Annotated in this window: 15 protein-coding genes; 2 read left to right on the forward strand and 13 right to left on the reverse strand. The window is 49.2% G+C overall.

What is annotated here, in order from left to right; genetic code table 11:
* Window positions 1–16: 16 nt before the first annotated feature.
* On the reverse strand, window positions 17–1,426 hold the full coding sequence (locus tag AC506A_RS18745) for a sensor histidine kinase (RefSeq protein WP_495462535.1): 1,410 nt from the start codon (window positions 1,424–1,426) through the stop codon (window positions 17–19).
* Window positions 1,419–2,102 carry a response regulator transcription factor gene (locus tag AC506A_RS18750; protein ID WP_495462536.1) on the reverse strand — a complete coding sequence of 228 codons (684 nt, stop codon included), beginning with the start codon at window positions 2,100–2,102 and terminating at the stop codon, window positions 1,419–1,421. The genes AC506A_RS18745 and AC506A_RS18750 overlap by 8 nt, the downstream gene beginning before the upstream one ends.
* Window positions 2,103–2,229: 127 nt before the next feature.
* Between AC506A_RS18750 and AC506A_RS18755 the strand changes: the two genes are divergently transcribed.
* Window positions 2,230–2,868: a phosphatase PAP2 family protein gene (locus AC506A_RS18755; RefSeq protein ID WP_495462537.1), complete on the forward strand. Its 639-nt coding sequence runs from the start codon at window positions 2,230–2,232 to the stop codon at window positions 2,866–2,868.
* An 85-nt stretch (window positions 2,869–2,953) separates the two neighbouring features.
* On the opposite strand, the gene AC506A_RS18760 is transcribed toward AC506A_RS18755, so the two are convergent.
* Window positions 2,954–4,426 carry a DHA2 family efflux MFS transporter permease subunit gene (locus AC506A_RS18760; protein ID WP_495462538.1) on the reverse strand — a complete coding sequence of 491 codons (1,473 nt, stop codon included), beginning with the start codon at window positions 4,424–4,426 and terminating at the stop codon, window positions 2,954–2,956.
* A 140-nt stretch (window positions 4,427–4,566) separates the two neighbouring features.
* On the opposite strand from AC506A_RS18760, the gene AC506A_RS18765 reads away from it, so the two are divergent.
* Entirely contained in the window at window positions 4,567–5,472 is a 906-nt protein-coding gene (locus AC506A_RS18765) for a TetR/AcrR family transcriptional regulator (RefSeq protein WP_495462539.1), read from the forward strand.
* Here AC506A_RS18765 and AC506A_RS18770 read toward each other — a convergent pair.
* The 10 genes from AC506A_RS18770 to AC506A_RS18815 form a co-directional block, all read right to left on the reverse strand.
* Complete coding sequence (locus tag AC506A_RS18770) at window positions 5,450–6,415, reverse strand: D-2-hydroxyacid dehydrogenase (RefSeq protein ID WP_495462540.1); 966 nt, start codon at window positions 6,413–6,415, stop codon at window positions 5,450–5,452. The genes AC506A_RS18765 and AC506A_RS18770 overlap by 23 nt on opposite strands.
* 150 nt (window positions 6,416–6,565) lie before the next feature.
* Window positions 6,566–7,633, reverse strand: coding sequence for a Gfo/Idh/MocA family protein (locus tag AC506A_RS18775; RefSeq protein WP_495462541.1), 1,068 nt, complete (start codon window positions 7,631–7,633; stop codon window positions 6,566–6,568).
* A 69-nt stretch (window positions 7,634–7,702) separates the two neighbouring features.
* Complete coding sequence (locus tag AC506A_RS18780; RefSeq protein ID WP_495462542.1) at window positions 7,703–9,622, reverse strand: type 2 periplasmic-binding domain-containing protein; 1,920 nt, start codon at window positions 9,620–9,622, stop codon at window positions 7,703–7,705.
* Between the two features lie 58 nt (window positions 9,623–9,680).
* Entirely contained in the window at window positions 9,681–10,604 is a 924-nt protein-coding gene (locus tag AC506A_RS18785; protein WP_495462543.1) for a carbohydrate ABC transporter permease, read from the reverse strand.
* A gap of 21 nt (window positions 10,605–10,625) precedes the next feature.
* Window positions 10,626–11,582 (reverse strand): ABC transporter permease, encoded by a 957-nt coding sequence (locus AC506A_RS18790; RefSeq protein ID WP_177186669.1) that lies wholly within the window; start codon window positions 11,580–11,582, stop codon window positions 10,626–10,628.
* A gap of 442 nt (window positions 11,583–12,024) precedes the next feature.
* Window positions 12,025–14,436, reverse strand: a complete 2,412-nt coding sequence (locus AC506A_RS18795) for a beta-galactosidase (protein WP_495462544.1) — start codon at window positions 14,434–14,436, stop codon at window positions 12,025–12,027.
* Window positions 14,437–14,470: 34 nt separating this feature from the next.
* Window positions 14,471–15,595 (reverse strand): Gfo/Idh/MocA family protein, encoded by a 1,125-nt coding sequence (locus tag AC506A_RS18800; protein WP_495462545.1) that lies wholly within the window; start codon window positions 15,593–15,595, stop codon window positions 14,471–14,473.
* Window positions 15,592–16,377 carry a sugar phosphate isomerase/epimerase family protein gene (locus AC506A_RS18805; protein WP_495462546.1) on the reverse strand — a complete coding sequence of 262 codons (786 nt, stop codon included), beginning with the start codon at window positions 16,375–16,377 and terminating at the stop codon, window positions 15,592–15,594. Before AC506A_RS18805 ends, AC506A_RS18800 begins: the two co-directional genes overlap by 4 nt.
* 26 nt (window positions 16,378–16,403) lie before the next feature.
* Window positions 16,404–17,633 carry a glucoamylase family protein gene (locus AC506A_RS18810; RefSeq protein WP_495462547.1) on the reverse strand — a complete coding sequence of 410 codons (1,230 nt, stop codon included), beginning with the start codon at window positions 17,631–17,633 and terminating at the stop codon, window positions 16,404–16,406.
* A 106-nt stretch (window positions 17,634–17,739) separates the two neighbouring features.
* The gene (locus AC506A_RS18815; protein ID WP_495462548.1) at window positions 17,740–18,807 is read right to left on the reverse strand and encodes a Gfo/Idh/MocA family protein; all 1,068 of its coding nucleotides are present in this window, start codon (window positions 18,805–18,807) and stop codon (window positions 17,740–17,742) included.
* Window positions 18,808–18,815: the final 8 nt, after the last annotated feature.

Genomic DNA, 18,815 nt, shown 5'->3' on the forward strand with positions numbered 1-18,815 from the left:
TACTGGACATTACAAATTACGACACGTGACCTTCAGCATGCAGCGGCAGCCAAACAGTAAATACCGTTTCTACGCCCGGTACACTCGCGACAGTAATCTCGCCATGGTGCAGATCGACAATTCGTTTCACAATTGAAAGGCCCAGTCCATTCCCTTTAACAGCATAATCCCTTGATTTATCCACTTTGTAAAAAGGGGTGAAGATATGCTGCTGCTCTTCCGGTGGAATTCCTTTTCCATGGTCTCTTACCGTAATTACAGCCATTTCGCCTATTTGTTGAAGCGTGATCCCAATGCAGCCTTCATTCTGTGAAAACTTGATGCTGTTGCTAATCAAATTATGCCACACCTGATCCAAACTATCCTCGTCCCCGTGGATGGTCAAATCTTCAAGCTCCAGCTCGAATTCAACTTGTCGAATGCTCCACTGCGGTTCGCTGGCAATGATAATGCGGCGTATTTGCTCGTCCAGTCGATAATAGGTAGGATGTACCGGCCCCTGATCCTGCTGAAGGACGGATAGCCGCAGTAAATTAGCGCTCAGCCTTGCGAGCCGCTGGCTCTCCTCTTCGATAATGGTCAAATAATGATGGCGACCGGTCTCATCCATCGGCTTCGTACGCAGCGCCTTCGAAAACCCAGTAATCGACGTCAGTGGTGACTGGAACTCGTGCGCAACGTTGTTCACAAAATCGGACCGCATCTGATCCAACATCCGGAGCGACCGTGCCATCTCGCTGAAGCTGGCAGTCAGAACGCCGATCTCGTCCTTCCGTTTAGTTTGGAGCTTGATGCCAAAGTCGCCTTGTGCCATTCGTTTGGTCGCGCGCGTCAAACGTTGAAGCGGCTTGACGATGAACCGTGAGGCGAGCAGTATAAGCAGGCTGCCCATTGCAAGTACGCTGAATAAGACGGTCAGCATCACACGGCGAAAGACGTCAAGCAAATCATTCAGCTCGGGAGAAATAAACAAGGCATAAGCATGATCGTGAAATTCGAACGGCAGTCCGATCAACGCAGTTTCCGGGCCATGTCTATCCCCTGGAAACACTTCAACGGTACCTCTAAAAATGCCGCCTTTAATGACATGCTCATATTGCTCAGTTGTAACCGGAAATTGCGCGTTCGGGTCGATTTCGCTGCCGTATTTCACGGCGGCGCCATGTTCGTCGACGATTTTGACTTTAAAGACCGGAATCAGCACGATGTTGCTCGTTACTTCATCAAGGCTGGTCGCGGACTGCGCTTCGGGCGCTTTCTGAATCATCATGATGATGCGCTTGCCGCTTTCAATCAGCTGTTCTTCCCCCAGCTCCTTAATGTTGCTGCTATATAACCTCGTTGCCAGAAAGAAGGCGAAAATCAAGCTGGCGATGACAACGCCAACGAACACAAGCACCGTCCGGACATATAGAGACTTAATCATGAAGCACCTCGAGCCTGTAGCCAAGTCCGCGAAGTGTCACAATTCGGAACGCAGTTTCATATTCTGCAAAGCGTTCCCTTAATCGTTTGATATGTACATCCACCGTCCGTTCATCACCTTCATACTCGAAGCCCCATATCTGCTCAATCAATGTCGCCCTCGTAAACAATTGACCCGGATGGCTTGCCAATTTGTACAGCAGCTCAAATTCTTTCAGCGGAATGGTGACGGCCATGTCCGTGTCTTTATAAATGACCTGGTAGCCGATCCGGTCCAGAACGATACTGCCGATAGCGACCATCTGGGAAGAGGTAATCCGGTATCGCTTAAGCAGCGCTTTGACCCTGACCACCAGCTCCATCGGGTCGAACGGCTTCGTCATATAATCGTCAGTGCCAAGCTGGAACCCTTTAATTTTCTCCTCGGATTCCCCTTTGGCCGTTATCATTAGAATGGGTAAATCGCCTGACTCTCGAAGTTTCTTACACAATTCATAGCCGTCCATACGCGGCATCATAATGTCCATAATGACCATGTCCACGGCATTTCCCTTGATATAGTGCCATGCTTCTTCGCCATTTGCGAACTCCAGCATGTCAAAGCCCTCGTCGCTTAGATAAAGTCTGACCAACTCCCGGATATGTACATCATCATCGACTAGAGCAATTTTAACCATAAATGAACCGCCTCACGTTTTTGTATGCTTTTGGTGCTTGCATCCGCATTCACAATATCTTATTATTACAAGATTGCTAGATGAGTTGCTAGAGTTATCTTCATGCTTTTTTTCAGGGGAGGATCCAATGAAACGTTTTCTGCCATTGATCAGTATGCTTATTTTTCCGATTATGGGCTGGCTATACGCTTTAACGAATAGACCCGGCGCCCAAGTCTACAGCCTGGTGACTGATCTGGACCGAGCGATTCCGCTCATCAAAATTTTCGTACTGCCTTATTCCGTTTGGATATTTTATATTTATTTGTGTTTGGTCTATTTCTTTATTAAGGACCCCGCCGTATACAGACGCTCGCTGATTACTTATGTGGTTTGCGCCCTTATCTGTTATGGGATCTATCTTGTCTTCCAGACGACCGTACCAAGGCCCGAGCTCGTCGGGAACGATCCGTTTACCCGCCTGCTGGGTTATGTGTATGGGCGAGATGAGCCATTTAACTGCTTCCCAAGCATTCACTGCTTCTCCAGCTACATGGTGATGAGAGCTCTATACAGCAGCAGCTTCCGTAACCGCATCAACCAGACGCTGATATACGGAATGTCTTCGATTATTATCGTCTCCACTTTCTTTATCAAACAGCATGTCATTTTCGATGCGTTCGCCGGCATTATTCTTGCCGATGTCGTCTACCGACTTGTGACCATGATCGAACGCTCCGCTTCGGTTCGCAAGCCAAAACCAATGGCACAACGCGCAAATATGTAATAGAGCAAAAAGCTGCTCCCCTATCGTCCAATGACGCTGGGGGAGCAGCTTTTGTTTTGCATGGGCTTACTTACTGATTACAATCTTAGTGCCCCATCATCATAGCAGGATCAACCTGCTCGGTACCTGCAATATCTTTCTGCGGCTTCGGCTTGCGAAGGAATAGGCTGAACAAAATCCCGAAGAGTGTCAGACCAAACGATAGCAAGAACGTATCGCTGTAGGCGTTAACTGCAGCATCGATAGGATTGCCGCCTGCGGTCATATGATCGGTGACGCGCGTTGTCATGTAACCTGTTAGACCGGCAACGGCGAACGAGGTGACCACTTGCTGCGCTGCCGTCGTGAGCGGTGTAACACGGGAAACGAGATGACGCGGCGCGGAGTTAAGTACATGCGTATTCAAGGACATCATCGACAAGCCCATACCCGACCCGATCATGAACAACGGAATAATGATCATGATCAGCTTCGTATCGACATTAATGTTGTGAAGCAGGAACATCGCTCCGGCAACGAGCGCAAGTCCGACCAGCGCTAGCGGACGAGCGCCGATCTTATCGAACAAGCGGCCGCCAATTGGCATGAAGAGCATCGAACCGATCGCTTGTGGAAGCATAATAATACCCGTTTCAAGCGGTGAATAATGACGAATATTTTGCAGGAATACCGGCATTAGAATCATAGCGCCGAACAGCGCGATTTGAACGATCCACACCAGCAGTGTGCCGCGTGTAAAGTCAGAGGAACGGAAAACACGTAATTCCAGAAGCGGCTGCTTGTGACGAAGCTCCACGATGATGAACAGAAGCAAGGCAACACCTCCGACGATCAGAGCGGTCAGCGTATTGTCAGCAGTCCAGCTTGTGCGGCCGCCTTCGCTTACACCGTAAGCTAGTGTTGCAAACGCAATTGGCGCTAGAATCATCCCGATGATATCCAGTGCAGGTGCTTTATTTTGCTCAAAATTCGGTAGATATTTGATCCCAACAATCATGCCGACAATACCAATCGGCAGGTTAATTAAGAAAATCCAGTGCCAGGATACAGCTTCAATCAGCCAGCCCGACAAAATCGGTCCAAGTGCAGGTGCAAGCAGCATCGGGATACCAAGCATTCCCATTACCGAACCTCGCTTCTCCTGTGGCGCAAGACGGAAAATAATCGCCATACCGATTGGCATAACCATACCGCCGCCGAGCCCTTGAATGACGCGGAACGCGATAAGCTGTTCAACCGTTTGAGCAGCTCCGCAAAGTACGGAACCAATCGTAAATAACGCAATGGTGATTAAGAATATTCGTTTAGAGCCGAATTTATCGGTCATCCAGCCGGCGAGGGGAATAACAGCTGACAGGGCAAGCGTATAACCTGTGAATGTCCACTGGACCGTGTTAATGGTAGCGTCAAATTCCGTCTGGAATTTGGCCAGCGCTACGTTCACGACGGTGCTGTCCAGAATAACCATGATCATTCCGACGATTACAGCCATTAGCGGTGCGATGATGGTCTTGATTGAAAACTCGGATGATGACGGTGTTGCAGTTGGTGATGACATCTCTCTACCTTCTCTCCATAAAATCCTTATTATATATAATGTGACTGATCGTTTTTATTGAAAACCAACAAGTCACGATATATAATATTCTCAACACTGGACAGTCACTTGTCAATCTTTTTCTGAAAAGAGGAACGCCTTTGAGCTTACTTAGAGATAAAATTATCGGATCTGCGATGCGGATATTTGCAGAAAAAGGATACGCGGCTACTTCCATTCAAGATATTGCAATCGATTGCGGTATAGCTAAGGGGTCATTATATAAAATTTTTGCTTCCAAGGAAGATTTACTCGTTGAGGTGTATCGTCATCGCATTCAGCTGATGTTCGAGCAGGTGGATCGTATTAAAGCGGATCCTTCACTGTCGCCTAAAGCACGTTTCGTGCAAGAAACCCTGAACCAATTTCTCAATTTCAAGGCATTTAAATCCAGTATAAAAGACTTTTATGAACTGCCGATGAACCAAACCGGTGTTTTTAGTAAATTTCTTCAACAAATTCGATCACAAATGTTCGTCTATTTGGAAGAAAGCCTAGTACACGCTTACGGCCCTGGCATCGAGGTTCATAAATGGGATCTGATCGCGCTATATGTCGGGATTATCAAAGAATATATGGTGATGACGGAATTAATAAGCAGTCCATTCGATTATGAGCGAATGGCGGCGTTTGTAGTAGAGCGCATGGACGAAATGGTTGGAGGCATTGTTCGCTCGAAGGGGGAACCGATATTGGAATCGGCCGTTATGACGCAATTCGTTTCATGCAGCGCGAAGGGCAATTTTGTCCCTGCAGAGGAACAGTTGAGCGAAGGGCTCGCAAGGCTGCTGGCCGCCATTCAAGAGTTGCAAACTACTAACGCCAAAAAGACGGAACTGTATGAAGCCGCCGTTCTGCTGCAAGAAGAGGCTGATGCGGACAAACCCCGAATGGTGCTTGTCCGCGCGCTTATCGGTCTATTACAATCCCAGCATGAGTTAACGGCTATCCTCGGGCAGCTTGAGAAGCTGTTCGAATGGAAATTCAATAATGATTCGTCAAACTAACGAGGTTGCGCATCGGCTCTGCGTCGCCTCTCAGATAAACGCCTAAATTATGAACGAGAATATCAACCGCACGGTCGGTGTAATAGATCGAATTGCCGGAATTATGCGGGGTCAAAATCACATTTTCCAGCTCCCATAGCGGATGTGAGGCAGGCAGCGGCTCCTGCTCGAACACATCGAGCCCTGCTCCGGCAATCACACCGGATTGCAGCGCCTTCACCATATCTTCGGTAACAACCGTATGTCCGCGGCCAATATTAACGAAGAAGGCGGACGGCTTCATCTGTTTAAATTTCGCCATGTCAAATAAATGGTGGGTATCTTTCGTAATCGGCAGCGTGACAACAACATAATCGCTCTCCTGCAGCAGCGTATCCAATCCATCAGAACCGTACATGTGATCCACATTTGGCGAGGGTTTGCCGGAATAGCGAACTCCCAGCACGCGCATATGAAACACTTGAGCAAGCCTCGCAAGCTCCTCGCCGATTGCGCCGACACCGACAATCCCGAGTACCTTGCCGTGAATTTCGCCTAAGCCGCCCAGCCAGTCCCATTTCTTCTCCACCTGATTGCGCATCGTCAAGTGCAGCTTACGCGTAAAGCTGAGCATCATGCCGAGCACGGTTTCAGAAATTCCATTTGCATGAACGCCGCTGGCATTGGTCAGCGTAATGCCATGTTCCCCAAACGCCTCGAAAGGCATCTGCTCAACGCCTGCGCCCCAAGCCTGCACCCAGCGCAGCGGAGTACCCGGCCGCAGCGCGCTCGCAGCTGCTTGATCGTCCCAACCTGCTATAATTTCAGCCTCGGCCAAATGTGCCGCCATCCCCTGCTCATCGGCATCGCCGCCAAATACAAGTTCGAATCCCGGCGCAGCCTCACGAATTCGTTGTCTATGCTTCGCTTCCAAATCGTACACGCATACGAGCTTCCTCTTCATCCCTAATCCACTCTCCTTCATCTTGACCTCCAATAACAAAAGAAGAAGCCCATACCAGCCCAATTGGACGGTACGGGCTTCGATCGGAAACCAATCTGCTCTAGCAGAATGCTCCATCGAAGCTTAGCTTCGATCGGAAACCAATCTGCTCTATAGTTTTACTTCCGAACCTGTGCGAGCCGATTCATAGATCGCGGACAAAATTTTGATCATGTCTACGCCTTGATCGATTGTAAAGATCGGTTTCTCACGGCCTTGAACAACATCGACGAAGTGATAGAGGTTCGCTCCGTGTCCACCGTTGTCTTCGCCTACGTGTGGAACCATATCCGTTACGACGCCTTGGTCTTCACCGAAGATGCCAAGCTTGCCGTTGCTGAATTTGAAGCCTGCTTTCGTACCGCGAAGCTCTACGAAGTTCTCTTCTTGCTCGATGTTCGAAGCCCAGCTGAACTCGATTTGAAGCGATGCGCCGTTGTCAAAGCGGATAAAGCCGATTGCCAAATCTTCAACGTCGAACGTGCCTTCGTCCTCGGATTTAGAACCAAATTTGCTGTGTTCGGAGCCAGCGATATCTTCTGCATCCGCGAATTTCGTGTATGTTGCACCTGTTACCGATACTGGCTTCGGATTGCCCATGAACCAGATCGACAAGTCGATGAAATGAACGCCCAGATCGATCAATGGACCGCCGCCGGACAATTCTTTTGTCGTGAACCAGCCGCCTTTACCCGGAATACCGCGGCGACGTGTCCAACCACAGCGACCAGCGTAAGCTTCACCCAGGTTACCTTGGTCGATCCAACGTTTGATGTACTGGGATGCCGGACGGAAACGGTTGTTACGCATAACCATCAGCGTCTTGCCGCTTTTTTCAGAAGCTGCTTTCATGCGAAGTGCTTCTTCCGGGCTAACAGCATCTGGCTTCTCGCAGAATACATGTTTGCCAGCTTCAAGAGCGGCAACCGCGATTTCGGAGTGAAACAGGTTTGGTGTGCAAATATCGATAATGTCGATGTCAGCAATCGCGATTACTTCACGGTAGTCGCTGAAAGCTTGCGGAATGCCATGCTGCTCTGCTGCTGCTTTTGCTTTCTCAAGATCAATGTCGCAAATGGCGACGATTTCAAGCTCTGGGTGGTTTTTCAAAGGCTCGGAGTGCGCCCATTGGAAAATACCGCCTGCTCCGATTACGCCTACTTTAAGTTTCTTCGTCATCGTTAACATCCTCTCAAGATGAAATAAACAGGCTCTGGCCGAGCGGCCAGAGCGCTGCATGTTCGTTTATTAGTTTAGTTTCTTCAGGAAGCCTTCACGGAGCTTGTAATATTTCATCCAAGCATCGGTTTGTTTCTTCACGCCATCGGCAATATCGCTATCCGCCAATACGTCCGTATATTCTTTATACGTTTTGTCGAAATCAGCAACCGGGCTGGTGATCGCTTTAACAATCAGGTTGTCGAGCTCATCATTATGAGGAGCGATCAGGTTGTTGTTCAGATCGTTTGTAACGGTGTCGTACTCTGCACGGGCTTGCTGCGTAGCTTCATCAACAGGAAGCTCCGCATAAAGCGACATGTTCTTCATGTTGTGCTGCTGCCAAGCCGTGTTTACCAAAGTAGCTTGATCGTAGTTGCTTACGCTGAATGGATAAACGATTTGCGGCGAGTATACAAAGCCCATTTCGTCTGCCATTGCAAGGCCGTAAACTTCAGGGTTTGTCATCGTGTTGTCTTGACCTTGAATACCGTAGTACCAGCCATCGCCTGTCTCATCTTGCTTGCCAAGCAGCTTGTACTCTTCAACCTTCTTGAATTCCGGTTTGTAACGGCGTTCCATACCTTCGCCTGTGTACATGTCCGGCGTTCCCCATGAACGTAGATCAGCCGCTTCAAGGGAGTTGTTCCAGTCGATCCAGTTCAGTACTTGCGGAATCATGTCGTCGGTAACCTTTTTCGGGTTAATGGCTTTCGAGTTCCATTTTGTCGTCAACGGGAAGTACTGATTGGCTGCATCTTGATTACTTGGATCAAGCTCGTTTGCAAAGATTGGATAGAATCTCCAGTCGTAGTTCTTGCCTTCTTTTTTCACTTTCTCTTGGTTCGCAGCAATTGGAGCCCACATGTTAACAACCGCATATTCGCCGTTGATCACTTTCGCATCGCGCTGCTCGTTCTTCTGGATGTAGAACTCTTTGCCGAACAAACCTTCTTTGAAACCTTTGTTCATGAACGAAATGTATGCTTTCCATTCCGGAGTAAGCTGGTAGTCCGAGTATAGGTTCTTGGACTCGTTAATTACAAGCGGGTAAGCTTGGCTCATATTCAAACCGGAAGCTGTGAACAAGGACCATTGAAGCGCGCCTCTCGTGTTATCCAATTGAAGGTGGCCCGGTGTAATGGTCTTGCCGTTTTCTTTAATGTCCAATGCTTTTACTTTGTCCAAGTAAGCATACAAGTCATCCAGATTTTTGATCGGGATATCCATGATTTGCTCAAGTGACAATTTTCCTTTGTTCTCGATGGCCAGCTTCTTCAGATCAGCTGCGCTCATGGCATTCGGGAAGATTTTTTTCAAAATATCATCGCGCATCCATACGCCGTATCCGCCGTTACCCAGACGGGAATCGCCGTAAGGTGTTTTGCGGTACTCTTCTTTCAGCAGCGGGCTTGGCAGCGAAGGAATGGCCCAAAGCTTGCCATCCGTTGGATCTACGCTTGCTTTGTACCATTGTTCCATCGTAACGCCAAGCTCAGTTAAACGAGCAGCTGTCAGCGGCATGTATTTCGTCATTTCATCAAGCGTGATTTCACGAGCCATGCCTGCTTTCTTGAGCATTTCCATGTTGTCCGCATCATCTGCGATACCATTTTGGTTCGCGATTACCGCTGGAACGGTGTCAGCAAGAATTTGCATTTGAAGCCAGCTTTTATAGTCAGTGCCTGCCGGAATTTCAACGAAATCAGGAATCACTTTTGTTTTCTCGCGCCAGATTGGCGTTAGTTTGTCTTCAACCGGCTTACGCGGGTTTGTCGGCAATTGGCTTAGAACTTCCAAATGCATTTCCTTGAAATTTGCCGGATCAACCGGTGCGCCTGCGTTAGTGCCCGTATTATTCGGTGCGTTGTTTTCGTTCTTGGAGCCGCCGCATCCAGCCAGAGAAACAGCCAGTAGAACAGCAAACATAATCATGACTACCTTTTTCATAATACCGTAAAGCCTCCCTTTGATGGTGTTTAATTAACTATGGAAAAGCAGTGACTAATTAAGCCTTAACTGCTCCAGTTAACATCCCTTTAACGAAATACTTCTGGAAGAACGGGTAAACGAATAGCAGCGGGAACGTGACCACGACCATAACCGTCATTTTGATAACCTCAGGCGTTGGAACCGTGTTATTGCGTTGAGCCAGAAGTCTGCGAGCAGCAGCCCCTGAAGTCTTCGTGAAATCGATCATCGTATTCGCTTCTGCACGGTTGATGATTTCATACAATACGAACTGCAGCGTACTCAAGCTGCGGTCTGTAACGTAGATCAAGTTCGTGTAATAATCCAGCCAGTTGCCTACAACTGCGAAGAACGCAAACGCGGCAATAACCGGCATACACAGCGGGAAAATAATTTGAAAGAAGATGCGGACATAACCGGCACCATCGATGAAAGCCGATTCTTGCAGCTCAGCCGGTAGATCTTCAATGTGCGTACGCATGATGATCATGCTGAAGAATCCAAACGCACCCGGAAGAACGTAAACCAAGAAATTGTTAATCAGATCCAGCTTCGAGATGACAACGTAGTTGGAAATGATCGTTCCGCCGATAAACATCGGGATCATAAAGAAGAAGAGAATCGACTTACGACCCGGCAAGAAACGCTTCGAAAGTGCGAAAGCAGCCAGCATCGTGACGAATACGGACAGAACAGGTCCGATGATACAGCGCAGCGTCGTAACAATAAACGCCGAGTGGAGCCGATCATACTGAAACACAAAGCCATAATTCTCTAGCGTAAATACGCGAGGGAAGAACCAAATCGGGCCTGCGGCCGCGTCAGCTCCTGTATTAAAGGACATGACCAAGATATACCAGAACGGATATATCGCGGTTATCGCCCAGACCAGCATGAGAAGGATGTTGAAAACATCAAATGTGCGTTCACCTGTTGTTCGTTTAATTCTGTTCGCTTTCATAGGTTCCGGTAACCCCTTCCTTTAAATGATACCTACGTTACTAAGTCGCTTCGTCGTGTAGTTTGTAGCCATAATCAGAATAAAGGAGATTACGCCTTGGAATAAACCAACCGCGGCAGAGTATGAATACTGTCCGCTAACCAAACCTTGATAGTACGTATACACGCCGATGGTGTCCGTATCCAGACGAATCATCTTATTTTGCAAGTTGAACACTTGGTCGAAGTTTGTTGCAAGCAATCCGCTTAGCGAGAAGATGAGAAGGATACACATCGTTGGAATCAAGCCCGGAAGCGTAATATACATCAGACGCTGCCAGCGGCTCGCGCCGTCCACTTGCGCTGCTTCGTATTGCTGCGGGTCAATGCTCGTTAGTGCGGCGAGATATAAGATCGTGCCCCAGCCTGTTTCTTTCCACACTTCGGAGATTACGAGGACAGGAAGGAAGTTCTTCGCATCCTGCATAAACGAAATCCGCTCAGCGGCTGGATCAATCAGTTGGCGCAGGTTATTGATAATCCCAGTAGCATCCACAGTAAGGAACATGTAGAACAAACCGGCAACCGTAACCCATGATACGAAATGCGGAATATAGGAAGTGGTTTGAACGATACGTTTGAAGCGCTCGCCCCGAAGCTCATTAAGCAGCAGCGCAAAAATTAACGGAGCCGGGAATGTCGCGATCATCATCGTCACGCTGTACAGCAGTGTACGGCCGATCAGTGTATAAAATTTATGATCCGTCAGGAACTTGGCGAAGTTGTCAAACCCGACAAACTCACTGCCAAAGCCGAACCAGCCTTTGTTAAAGTCATAATCCAAGAACGCAATGTAGTTGGAGAACATGGGCAGGTAAGCGAAAATGAATGTTAATACCATCGCAGGAACCAAGAATAGATACAGAATCTTTATATTCTGCGTTTGCAGCCCACTGCGTTTTTTGGGCCTTACGTTTTGTTTGCTTGTTGACATAGCCATCGGTAAATCCTCCTATTTCAGTTGCGTATTAACCACACCTATTATGTCCCAAACCCGCAGGTCTGACCGACTGCCGACACGACATTTTTCATCGAAACGATTCGATGAATTTATAAGATAAAGCGATCCAAATGAACCGCTTTCACAACCAATAGACGTATTTTCATCGGTAATTCTATTCAATTCACAGGTTACGATAATTTTCGCTACTCAATCTGTCGAAACGTTTCACAAAACCCATATTAGCACATTGTTCTCGATGGGAAAAGGCTTTCACTTCAAATATTATGACTTTTTTCGTGAAAATTTGTCACGAACCAGCTGTTAATACCTACTTTTAGTGAAACGTTTCGACAATAAATACGAAAAAACCCCGCTTTCACGGGGTTTCCAGGTTATTTCGCGTTAGATGCCACTGCGTACAGGTGCTTAATGAATTAGACTACCTAAATCCAATGGTTAGTTGATCATCCACTTTGGCATGCTTTCGTGAAACAACGAGCTTCAAGCCGCCTTGTTCCTCTACCGTGTAATCTGCACTCGGAGCGATCTCAACCTCTGTTTTCAGTGCGATGACATCCTCTGCTTGCGTCAAACGGAAGGAAATCGCTTGCTCTGATACGGCTGTAATCTCAGCAGTCGAGTAGGCAATGCGTACTTCGCCAAACGTGATACCGATCGGCAGCATAATCCCTTCTTTACTGGCGATCGTAATGCTGCGTCCGCCAAACAACTGCTCGCCGCGATCCGTGAGACGAAGCTCTTTATCGAAACCGTCCAGATTAAGCATATGCACGAAACGTTCGCCTTCGCTGTTTACCGTTGATGTCGTGAAAACACCTAAGTAACGATTATCATGAGTTAAGCCGGCTTCAGCACCAAGCTGTTCAAGTGCAGTCTTGAACAAGGACACATCGCCGCTGTAAGCTGTCGCAATCACAATGGCACGGCCGCGTCCTGCTTTCGCATCAACGCCGCACACAACTCCACTGTCATACAAACGCATGATGACATCGTTTTGTCCCGGAATCAGCTTCTGGGCAAAATGGGTATGCACCTCAGGTCGGCCCGCCGCCCAGCCTTCAGTGATGATGGAGGGCCACGAATGCGGGCCATTCTGTACGAAGCCATCTACCTGAATACCAAGTGCATCGCTAAGAATTGTGCATGGCCTACCTTCCATATCAAACTGCGGCACCTCGCCGTACAGCAGCAAACCACCACCGGCTGTCAAGTAGTCAGCGACCTTACGCTGAATTTCTGCGCTCAAGTAACGTGCGCATGGCAGCGCAAGTACAGGCGTAACTACTGGATCAAGCGGCTTATTCTGAATATCGACGGAACCGAATCGGTAGCCCGCCAGCAGCATGCCGCGGCCCATGATTTCCCAGCCGCCATACGCGCGGTTCGCTTCGATATTCTTCAGAATTTCATTCATCTTCTCGCTCTTCGGATACCGATATTCCGTCATGTAGTAGTCCGGAATAAATGCAAAAGCAACCCCGTCAAGCTCTTCGTTCATAACAGCCAGCTTATCCTTCACAGCCATCATCGTCTTGATCGCACGCTGCATTCGCGGGAATGTGTAATTGTGCTCCCCTTCCGGGCTAATCGGAGCCGCGAAGCCATGACGTTCGCCTGTGAAAGCGACGCGATCATTGCCATCGCCGAGCTTCTGATCCATCCGGTAATTGATCCCGCCGGTCATCAGATAGTAGTTGATCATCCGGTTGCCTTGCGCGATACACATCCGTGTCTTGAAGTCAGCGGCAGAGACATCGTAGCGACCGCCGTAATTATTGCCATAATTGCCGTCACCGCATTCGAACTCCAGCGAAGTGAGAGGCTGATCCGGCAGATGAACAGCATCCATAAACCCGTTAATCAAGTACAGGTCTTGGAAATTACTCACTGTCAAATCGCCAAAATAAATATCTGAACCGGACAGGTAGCCTGGCGCCTGCGTATACGCTTCATACAATTGGCTGATACCGATTGGATACGTGAATCCACGACCGCCGCCGGTACCGTGAATGTTCACAAAGAACGGCACATCACGAACGCCGAATTCTTCCGCATATTCGCGCAGTACTGCGACATACCGTGCAAATCGGTTGCGCATATAGTAGCCCAAATCATGCAGAAGCTCAGCTGCATAGCTTTCCTTCGGTGAACGAATGGCAGCCAAGCGAACAACCGCATCATTCAGATTAAACGGATACCGCTCTTGCAGCTTGCCTGCCTCATAAGTACGGCTCAGCCATTCTGTGAAATCGCCAACGACATGCTCCGTCAGATCTGGGCAGTTGCTTACCCAAGACAGCATGCCAATCTCATTATCAAGCTGAACGCCAATGATGCTTCCGCCTTGTCCATGCAGTCGAGGTGCTACGACAGCCATAACAGCCGCATACCAGCTTCGTGCCGCCGCCAGGAAGCCCGGTGCCAGATAGTCCAGTGTACGTGTAGTCGCCTCTGCACCATCCCAGCCATACGGAATCACTTCCGGATGCTTCTCGTATACCCAGAATGGAATCCCTTCATTTTTCATTTCCGCCATAATGAACGGACCCGGACGAACGAAGAAATAGAGCCCATTCGCTTCGCAAAGATCGATAAATCCGCCCAGATCAAGCTCTGGGCGCGTATGTCCGTCCAGATCGAACTGTCCTTCGAGCGGCTCATGACAAAGCCAAGGGACATAAGAAGCAACTGCATTGCAGCCTGCAGCCTTCAGCTTATCAATCCGATCCTGCCAATCGCAGCGAGATAGGCGATAATAGTGTACCTCGCCGCACATAATAAGCTCAGGCTTACCATTAATAACAATTTGTTTATTTATAATTTCAATCATGGGTTATGATTCTCCTGACTCTGGTTGGTTATGTTTATAGTTGTAGCGACACCGATTTGGAAGCAGCAATTACTTCTTCGGCTGTCACTTCACGTTCAAGCTGGTCGGACAGATAGATTCCCTCGCTGACCAGAATGGTTTGCAGCGCAATCTCCGCAGTCGGCATCAGCTCTACTCGCCCTTGCAAAGCCGCAATCCAGTGCTCCTGTGATGAATCGTAGGCATCCGTATTCTCCCGAAGCTGATGCCAGCGGTAATTGGCATTGCCAAGATCAAAGGTCGCGTCCATATCCATATCGCTTAACTGAGTATGATAGCTAAATGGTGTTTTGCCTTGACTTGTATGTCCGGGAAGCCTCAACCCGCCGATGTTGCCTACGATGCTGCTTCCTTCGAAGCCATTGAGATGAATCGCCCAAGCTTCGATAATGTCGAGCGTCAATCCGCCTTCGAACCGAACGAATCCGACGCCAAGCTCCTCCACATCGAAGCCGCTTATCCCTCTGCGCGTCTCGTCCATCGCAACTTCCTGATACGTCTTTCCTGTAATGGTTTTCACTTTCGGCAGGTCCATCAAATAGAGCAGCTGCGAGATGCGGTATACACCCATATCAAATAAAGCGCCGCCGGATGCCGTATCTTTGCGATTAAATTCCTTCGTTGCATACCCGTCAACGAACGGGCGCCCGCGTCTGCGGTGACCGGTCGAGCGGGCATGATAGAGCTTGCCCAGCTTCCCATCTTCAATGAGCGTCTTTGCCGCAACCGTCTCGATGAGATAGATGAAGCTCAGCTGCACATGCAGCATTAGGCCGGCTTGTTTGGCAGCATCGATCATGCGTTTGCCGTCCGCGTAAGAACCTGCAATCGGCTTCTCGCAATATACATGCTTGCCTGCTTCAAGCGCGGCTATTGTAATCGGCGCATGGAGGTTGTTGTGCAAACAAACATCAACCGCATCAAGATCATCACGCGCAATTAGCGCTCGGAAATCCGTATAGGTATTCGGGACGCCGAACTGCTCTGCCATCTTCTTCAGCTGCGTTTCATTGGTGTCGCAGAGCGCTACTACTTCTGCACCCTCGATTTTCTCGTATTTCTCCAAATGATCCTTGCCGATCAGCCCTGCGCCAATAATACCGATTCTAATTTTCTTCACGCTTCTTGCACCTCCGCCTGTTTCGCTTGCATCAAGGTCCAGGTATTGCGCGCTGATGCAAATTGCCACGCCACTTGCGAGTATTCGTTCTTCGCCGAATGATGCTCAATGCCAAGATGCCCTTGGTATCCAGCCTCCTGCAGGATCGTGATCTTCTCTTCACAAGCCGGAATGACCCAGGCCGCCAGATGCGTGTGGAAGGCATACTTCGCACAGAGACGATCGCCGTTATCCTTGTCCACATCCCAATTCTCAAAGTGCAGTAGAATGCCGAAGTTAGGATGATCGACGGCCTCATATAATCTGCGAATGTTCTCAGGTACTCTCGATGAACCCCAATGGTTCTCCGGTCCGACCTTAAAACCATGCTGAGCTGCAAAAGCCGCATATTCCTTATACCGCATGACGGTATACTCGAACTGCTGCTCCGTCATTTCATTCTCGCGACCGCCCATATCAATCCGAACCGTCTGCGCGCCGAGGATGACCGCAGCACGGAGATTCTTCAGTCCATTCTGATAAAACTGCTCGCGTCTACTAGGATCAACATCCCATACCTCAGCCGCATCCACGCAAAGGTTGGCTACATACATCTCCTTCTCATCTAACGCTTCTCTCAGTTTCCGCAAATAATCCTCGTCATAGCTCTCAAACATCATGTTCCAAATATCAGCCGCGTTCAGGTGATACCGGTATTTTACCGTTTCGAAATAGCCAAAGAGGTCGATCTTGCCTTCGCTGTGTAAACCGTGAAACGAATAAGATGGGATGGAATATTTCATATGCATGCCAGCCTCCAATGATCGTTCTATGAGTGCTGTCTCTCACGAATTTCACATTTCATCAAGCCCTCTTGCACATAACGGTTTTTCATAAAATAGTTCCACACCAGCCCGCTTCTGTAATTCTCAATCATGAGCAGCGTGATCCCCTTATCAATGCCGATGACATCGTCCGCGAACCACGCAGGCGATACGTCGAGATTGTAGCTGTCCTTGAAGCCATATTTGCCCCATAGCTGCGGGTAGTTCTCATAATAATTCCGCATCGCGCTAATGACTTCCTGCGGCATAAATACGATTGATCCCGCTGCACCGGCTGGCGGCACCGTACCGTCGGGCACATGCTGATCATTCGCGCTGTTACGACCGGAAGGGGCGACACCATAGCGGCCGCTGTAGCCCTTTGGGCCATCGCATGCGGTCAATCCCCAAGCATTAGGGCCGAATGTGCGGAATGCCGCACCATTGGCGATACAATAATCTCGGTTAACCTTCGTCGCCACAACGGAGTTTTCCCACCAATCCATCCCATCGCGATCTTCCTTGCCTCTTAGATCGAACCAAGCATGGGAGAATTGAAAGGCAAACAGCGAACCCAACCACGTGTAAATAAAAGGCGAATTGCTTCCGTACTTGCCATATTGACGGCCAAAATCATAGAACATGCTCGGATCTACCGGATGCGTCGGCGATGCTGCAGCGAGGAAGTACATCATGAACTGTTCCGCATATAGATCCCATCTGCCGAAGAATCCGCGTTCCGGCGCATACCCCATATAGAACTGGTTCGTTTGCGGGTCCCGATACCAATGCCAGTCGATCCGCTCATAGAGCTTCTGCGCTTTCTCCCGAACATCGCAGCCAAAATATTCGCCGGCGGCAATGGCTCCGCAAAGCGCGATAGCCGTGTCAATGACGGAAACCTCGCAGTCGCGATATCGCTTGCCTGTTGTCATATCGAGGAAATGATAGAAGAACCCGTTCACCTGCTCCGCATGCTCCAGCAGCGTGTTCAGCGTGCCTAACGCCCGTTCATAGCCTTGGCTGCGAGCAATCCATTCGCGCTCCACGCCGATCATAAGCGCTGTCAATCCAAATCCGACAGAAGCTACACTGCACATGGAGCCGTCGCCTGGCGCACGGTCTACGATTAAACCGTATCCCGAGCTCTGTTTATCACAATTCGCCTCTTCCCAGAAGAAATAGAAGCTCCGCTTGCTTTCCAGATCCAGCAGCTGTTCATCCGTTAATGTCACCTTGCATCCCTCCTTTACACATAAAAAAAAATCCTTGATGCGGCTGATGCACGGGATCGCGCTCAATAGGTCGAGTGCGATCCTGGAACATCAATAACGCATCCCCTTACAGTTTAACTTCTGATCCTGTACGGGCGGATTCATAGATAGCAGATAAAATTTTGATCATATCCACGCCTTGATCGATGGTAAAGATCGGCTTCTCGCGGCCTTGCACGACATCAACGAAATGGTACAAGTTCTCGCCGTGCCCGCCTGTGTCTTCACCCAGATGTGGAATTGTATCTGTCACAGTGCCATTGGATTCACCGAAGATACCAAGCTTGCCGTTGCTGAATCGGAATCCGGCTTTCGTACCACGGAGCTCAACAAAGTTCTCTTCTTGCTCGATGTTGGATGCCCAGCTGAACTCGATTTGGAGCGATGCGCCATTATCGAAGCGGATAAAGCCGATCGCAAGATCTTCCACGTCGAACGTGCCATCGCCTTCGGCTTTCTCACCGAATTTGCTGTGCTCGGAGCCTGCGATATCGTCAGCGTCCGCGAATTTCGTGTAAGTCGCGCCAGTGACCGATACCGGCTTAGGGTTGCCCATGAACCAGATCGACAAGTCGATGAAGTGGACACCAAGGTCGATCAGCGGTCCGCCGCCGGACAGCTCTTTCGTGGTGAACCAGCCGCCTTTGCCCGGAATACCGCGGCGGCGAGTCCAGCCGCAGCGGCCTGCATAAGCTTCGCCGAGATTGCCTTCTTCAATAAACTGCTTGATGAACTTCGATGCCGGACGGAAGCGGTTGTTACGCATAACCATGAGCACTTTGCCGCTTTTCTCCGCCGCTTGCTGCATCCGGATGGCTTCTTCCGGATTCACCGCATCCGGTTTCTCACAGAATACATGTTTGCCGGCTTCAAGCGCCGCTACAGCGATTTCGGAATGGAACAAGTTAGGCGTACAAATATCGATAATGTCGATTTCGTCCATCTTGAGCACATCGCGATAATCACTGAAGGCTTGAGGAATGCCGTGCTGCTCGGCTGCAGCTTGCGCCTTAGCCAAGTCGATGTCTACGATGGCGACGATTTCAAGCTCTTCATGGTTCTTCAGCGGGGCTGAATGCGCCCATTGGAAAATCCCACCCGCGCCGATTACTGCAACTTTCAACTTCTTCGTCAACGTAAACC

It is taken from the genome of Paenibacillus sp. N22P23, assembly GCF_059383735.1.

What these genes read in the sequence shown, in the direction of transcription:
- AC506A_RS18790 (WP_177186669.1), bottom strand. Translation starts at nt 11,582, where the DNA reads ATGGCTATGTCAACAAGCAAACAAAACGTAAGGCCCAAAAAACGCAGT.
- AC506A_RS18755 (WP_495462537.1), top strand. Translation starts at nt 2,230, where the DNA reads ATGAAACGTTTTCTGCCATTGATCAGTATGCTTATTTTTCCGATTATG.
- AC506A_RS18760 (WP_495462538.1), bottom strand. Translation starts at nt 4,426, where the DNA reads ATGTCATCACCAACTGCAACACCGTCATCATCCGAGTTTTCAATCAAG.
- AC506A_RS18775 (WP_495462541.1), bottom strand. Translation starts at nt 7,633, where the DNA reads ATGACGAAGAAACTTAAAGTAGGCGTAATCGGAGCAGGCGGTATTTTC.
- AC506A_RS18795 (WP_495462544.1), bottom strand. Translation starts at nt 14,436, where the DNA reads ATGATTGAAATTATAAATAAACAAATTGTTATTAATGGTAAGCCTGAG.
- AC506A_RS18745 (WP_495462535.1), bottom strand. Translation starts at nt 1,426, where the DNA reads ATGATTAAGTCTCTATATGTCCGGACGGTGCTTGTGTTCGTTGGCGTT.
- AC506A_RS18785 (WP_495462543.1), bottom strand. Translation starts at nt 10,604, where the DNA reads ATGAAAGCGAACAGAATTAAACGAACAACAGGTGAACGCACATTTGAT.
- AC506A_RS18805 (WP_495462546.1), bottom strand. Translation starts at nt 16,377, where the DNA reads ATGAAATATTCCATCCCATCTTATTCGTTTCACGGTTTACACAGCGAA.
- AC506A_RS18780 (WP_495462542.1), bottom strand. Translation starts at nt 9,622, where the DNA reads ATGAAAAAGGTAGTCATGATTATGTTTGCTGTTCTACTGGCTGTTTCT.
- AC506A_RS18770 (WP_495462540.1), bottom strand. Translation starts at nt 6,415, where the DNA reads ATGAAGAGGAAGCTCGTATGCGTGTACGATTTGGAAGCGAAGCATAGA.
- AC506A_RS18750 (WP_495462536.1), bottom strand. Translation starts at nt 2,102, where the DNA reads ATGGTTAAAATTGCTCTAGTCGATGATGATGTACATATCCGGGAGTTG.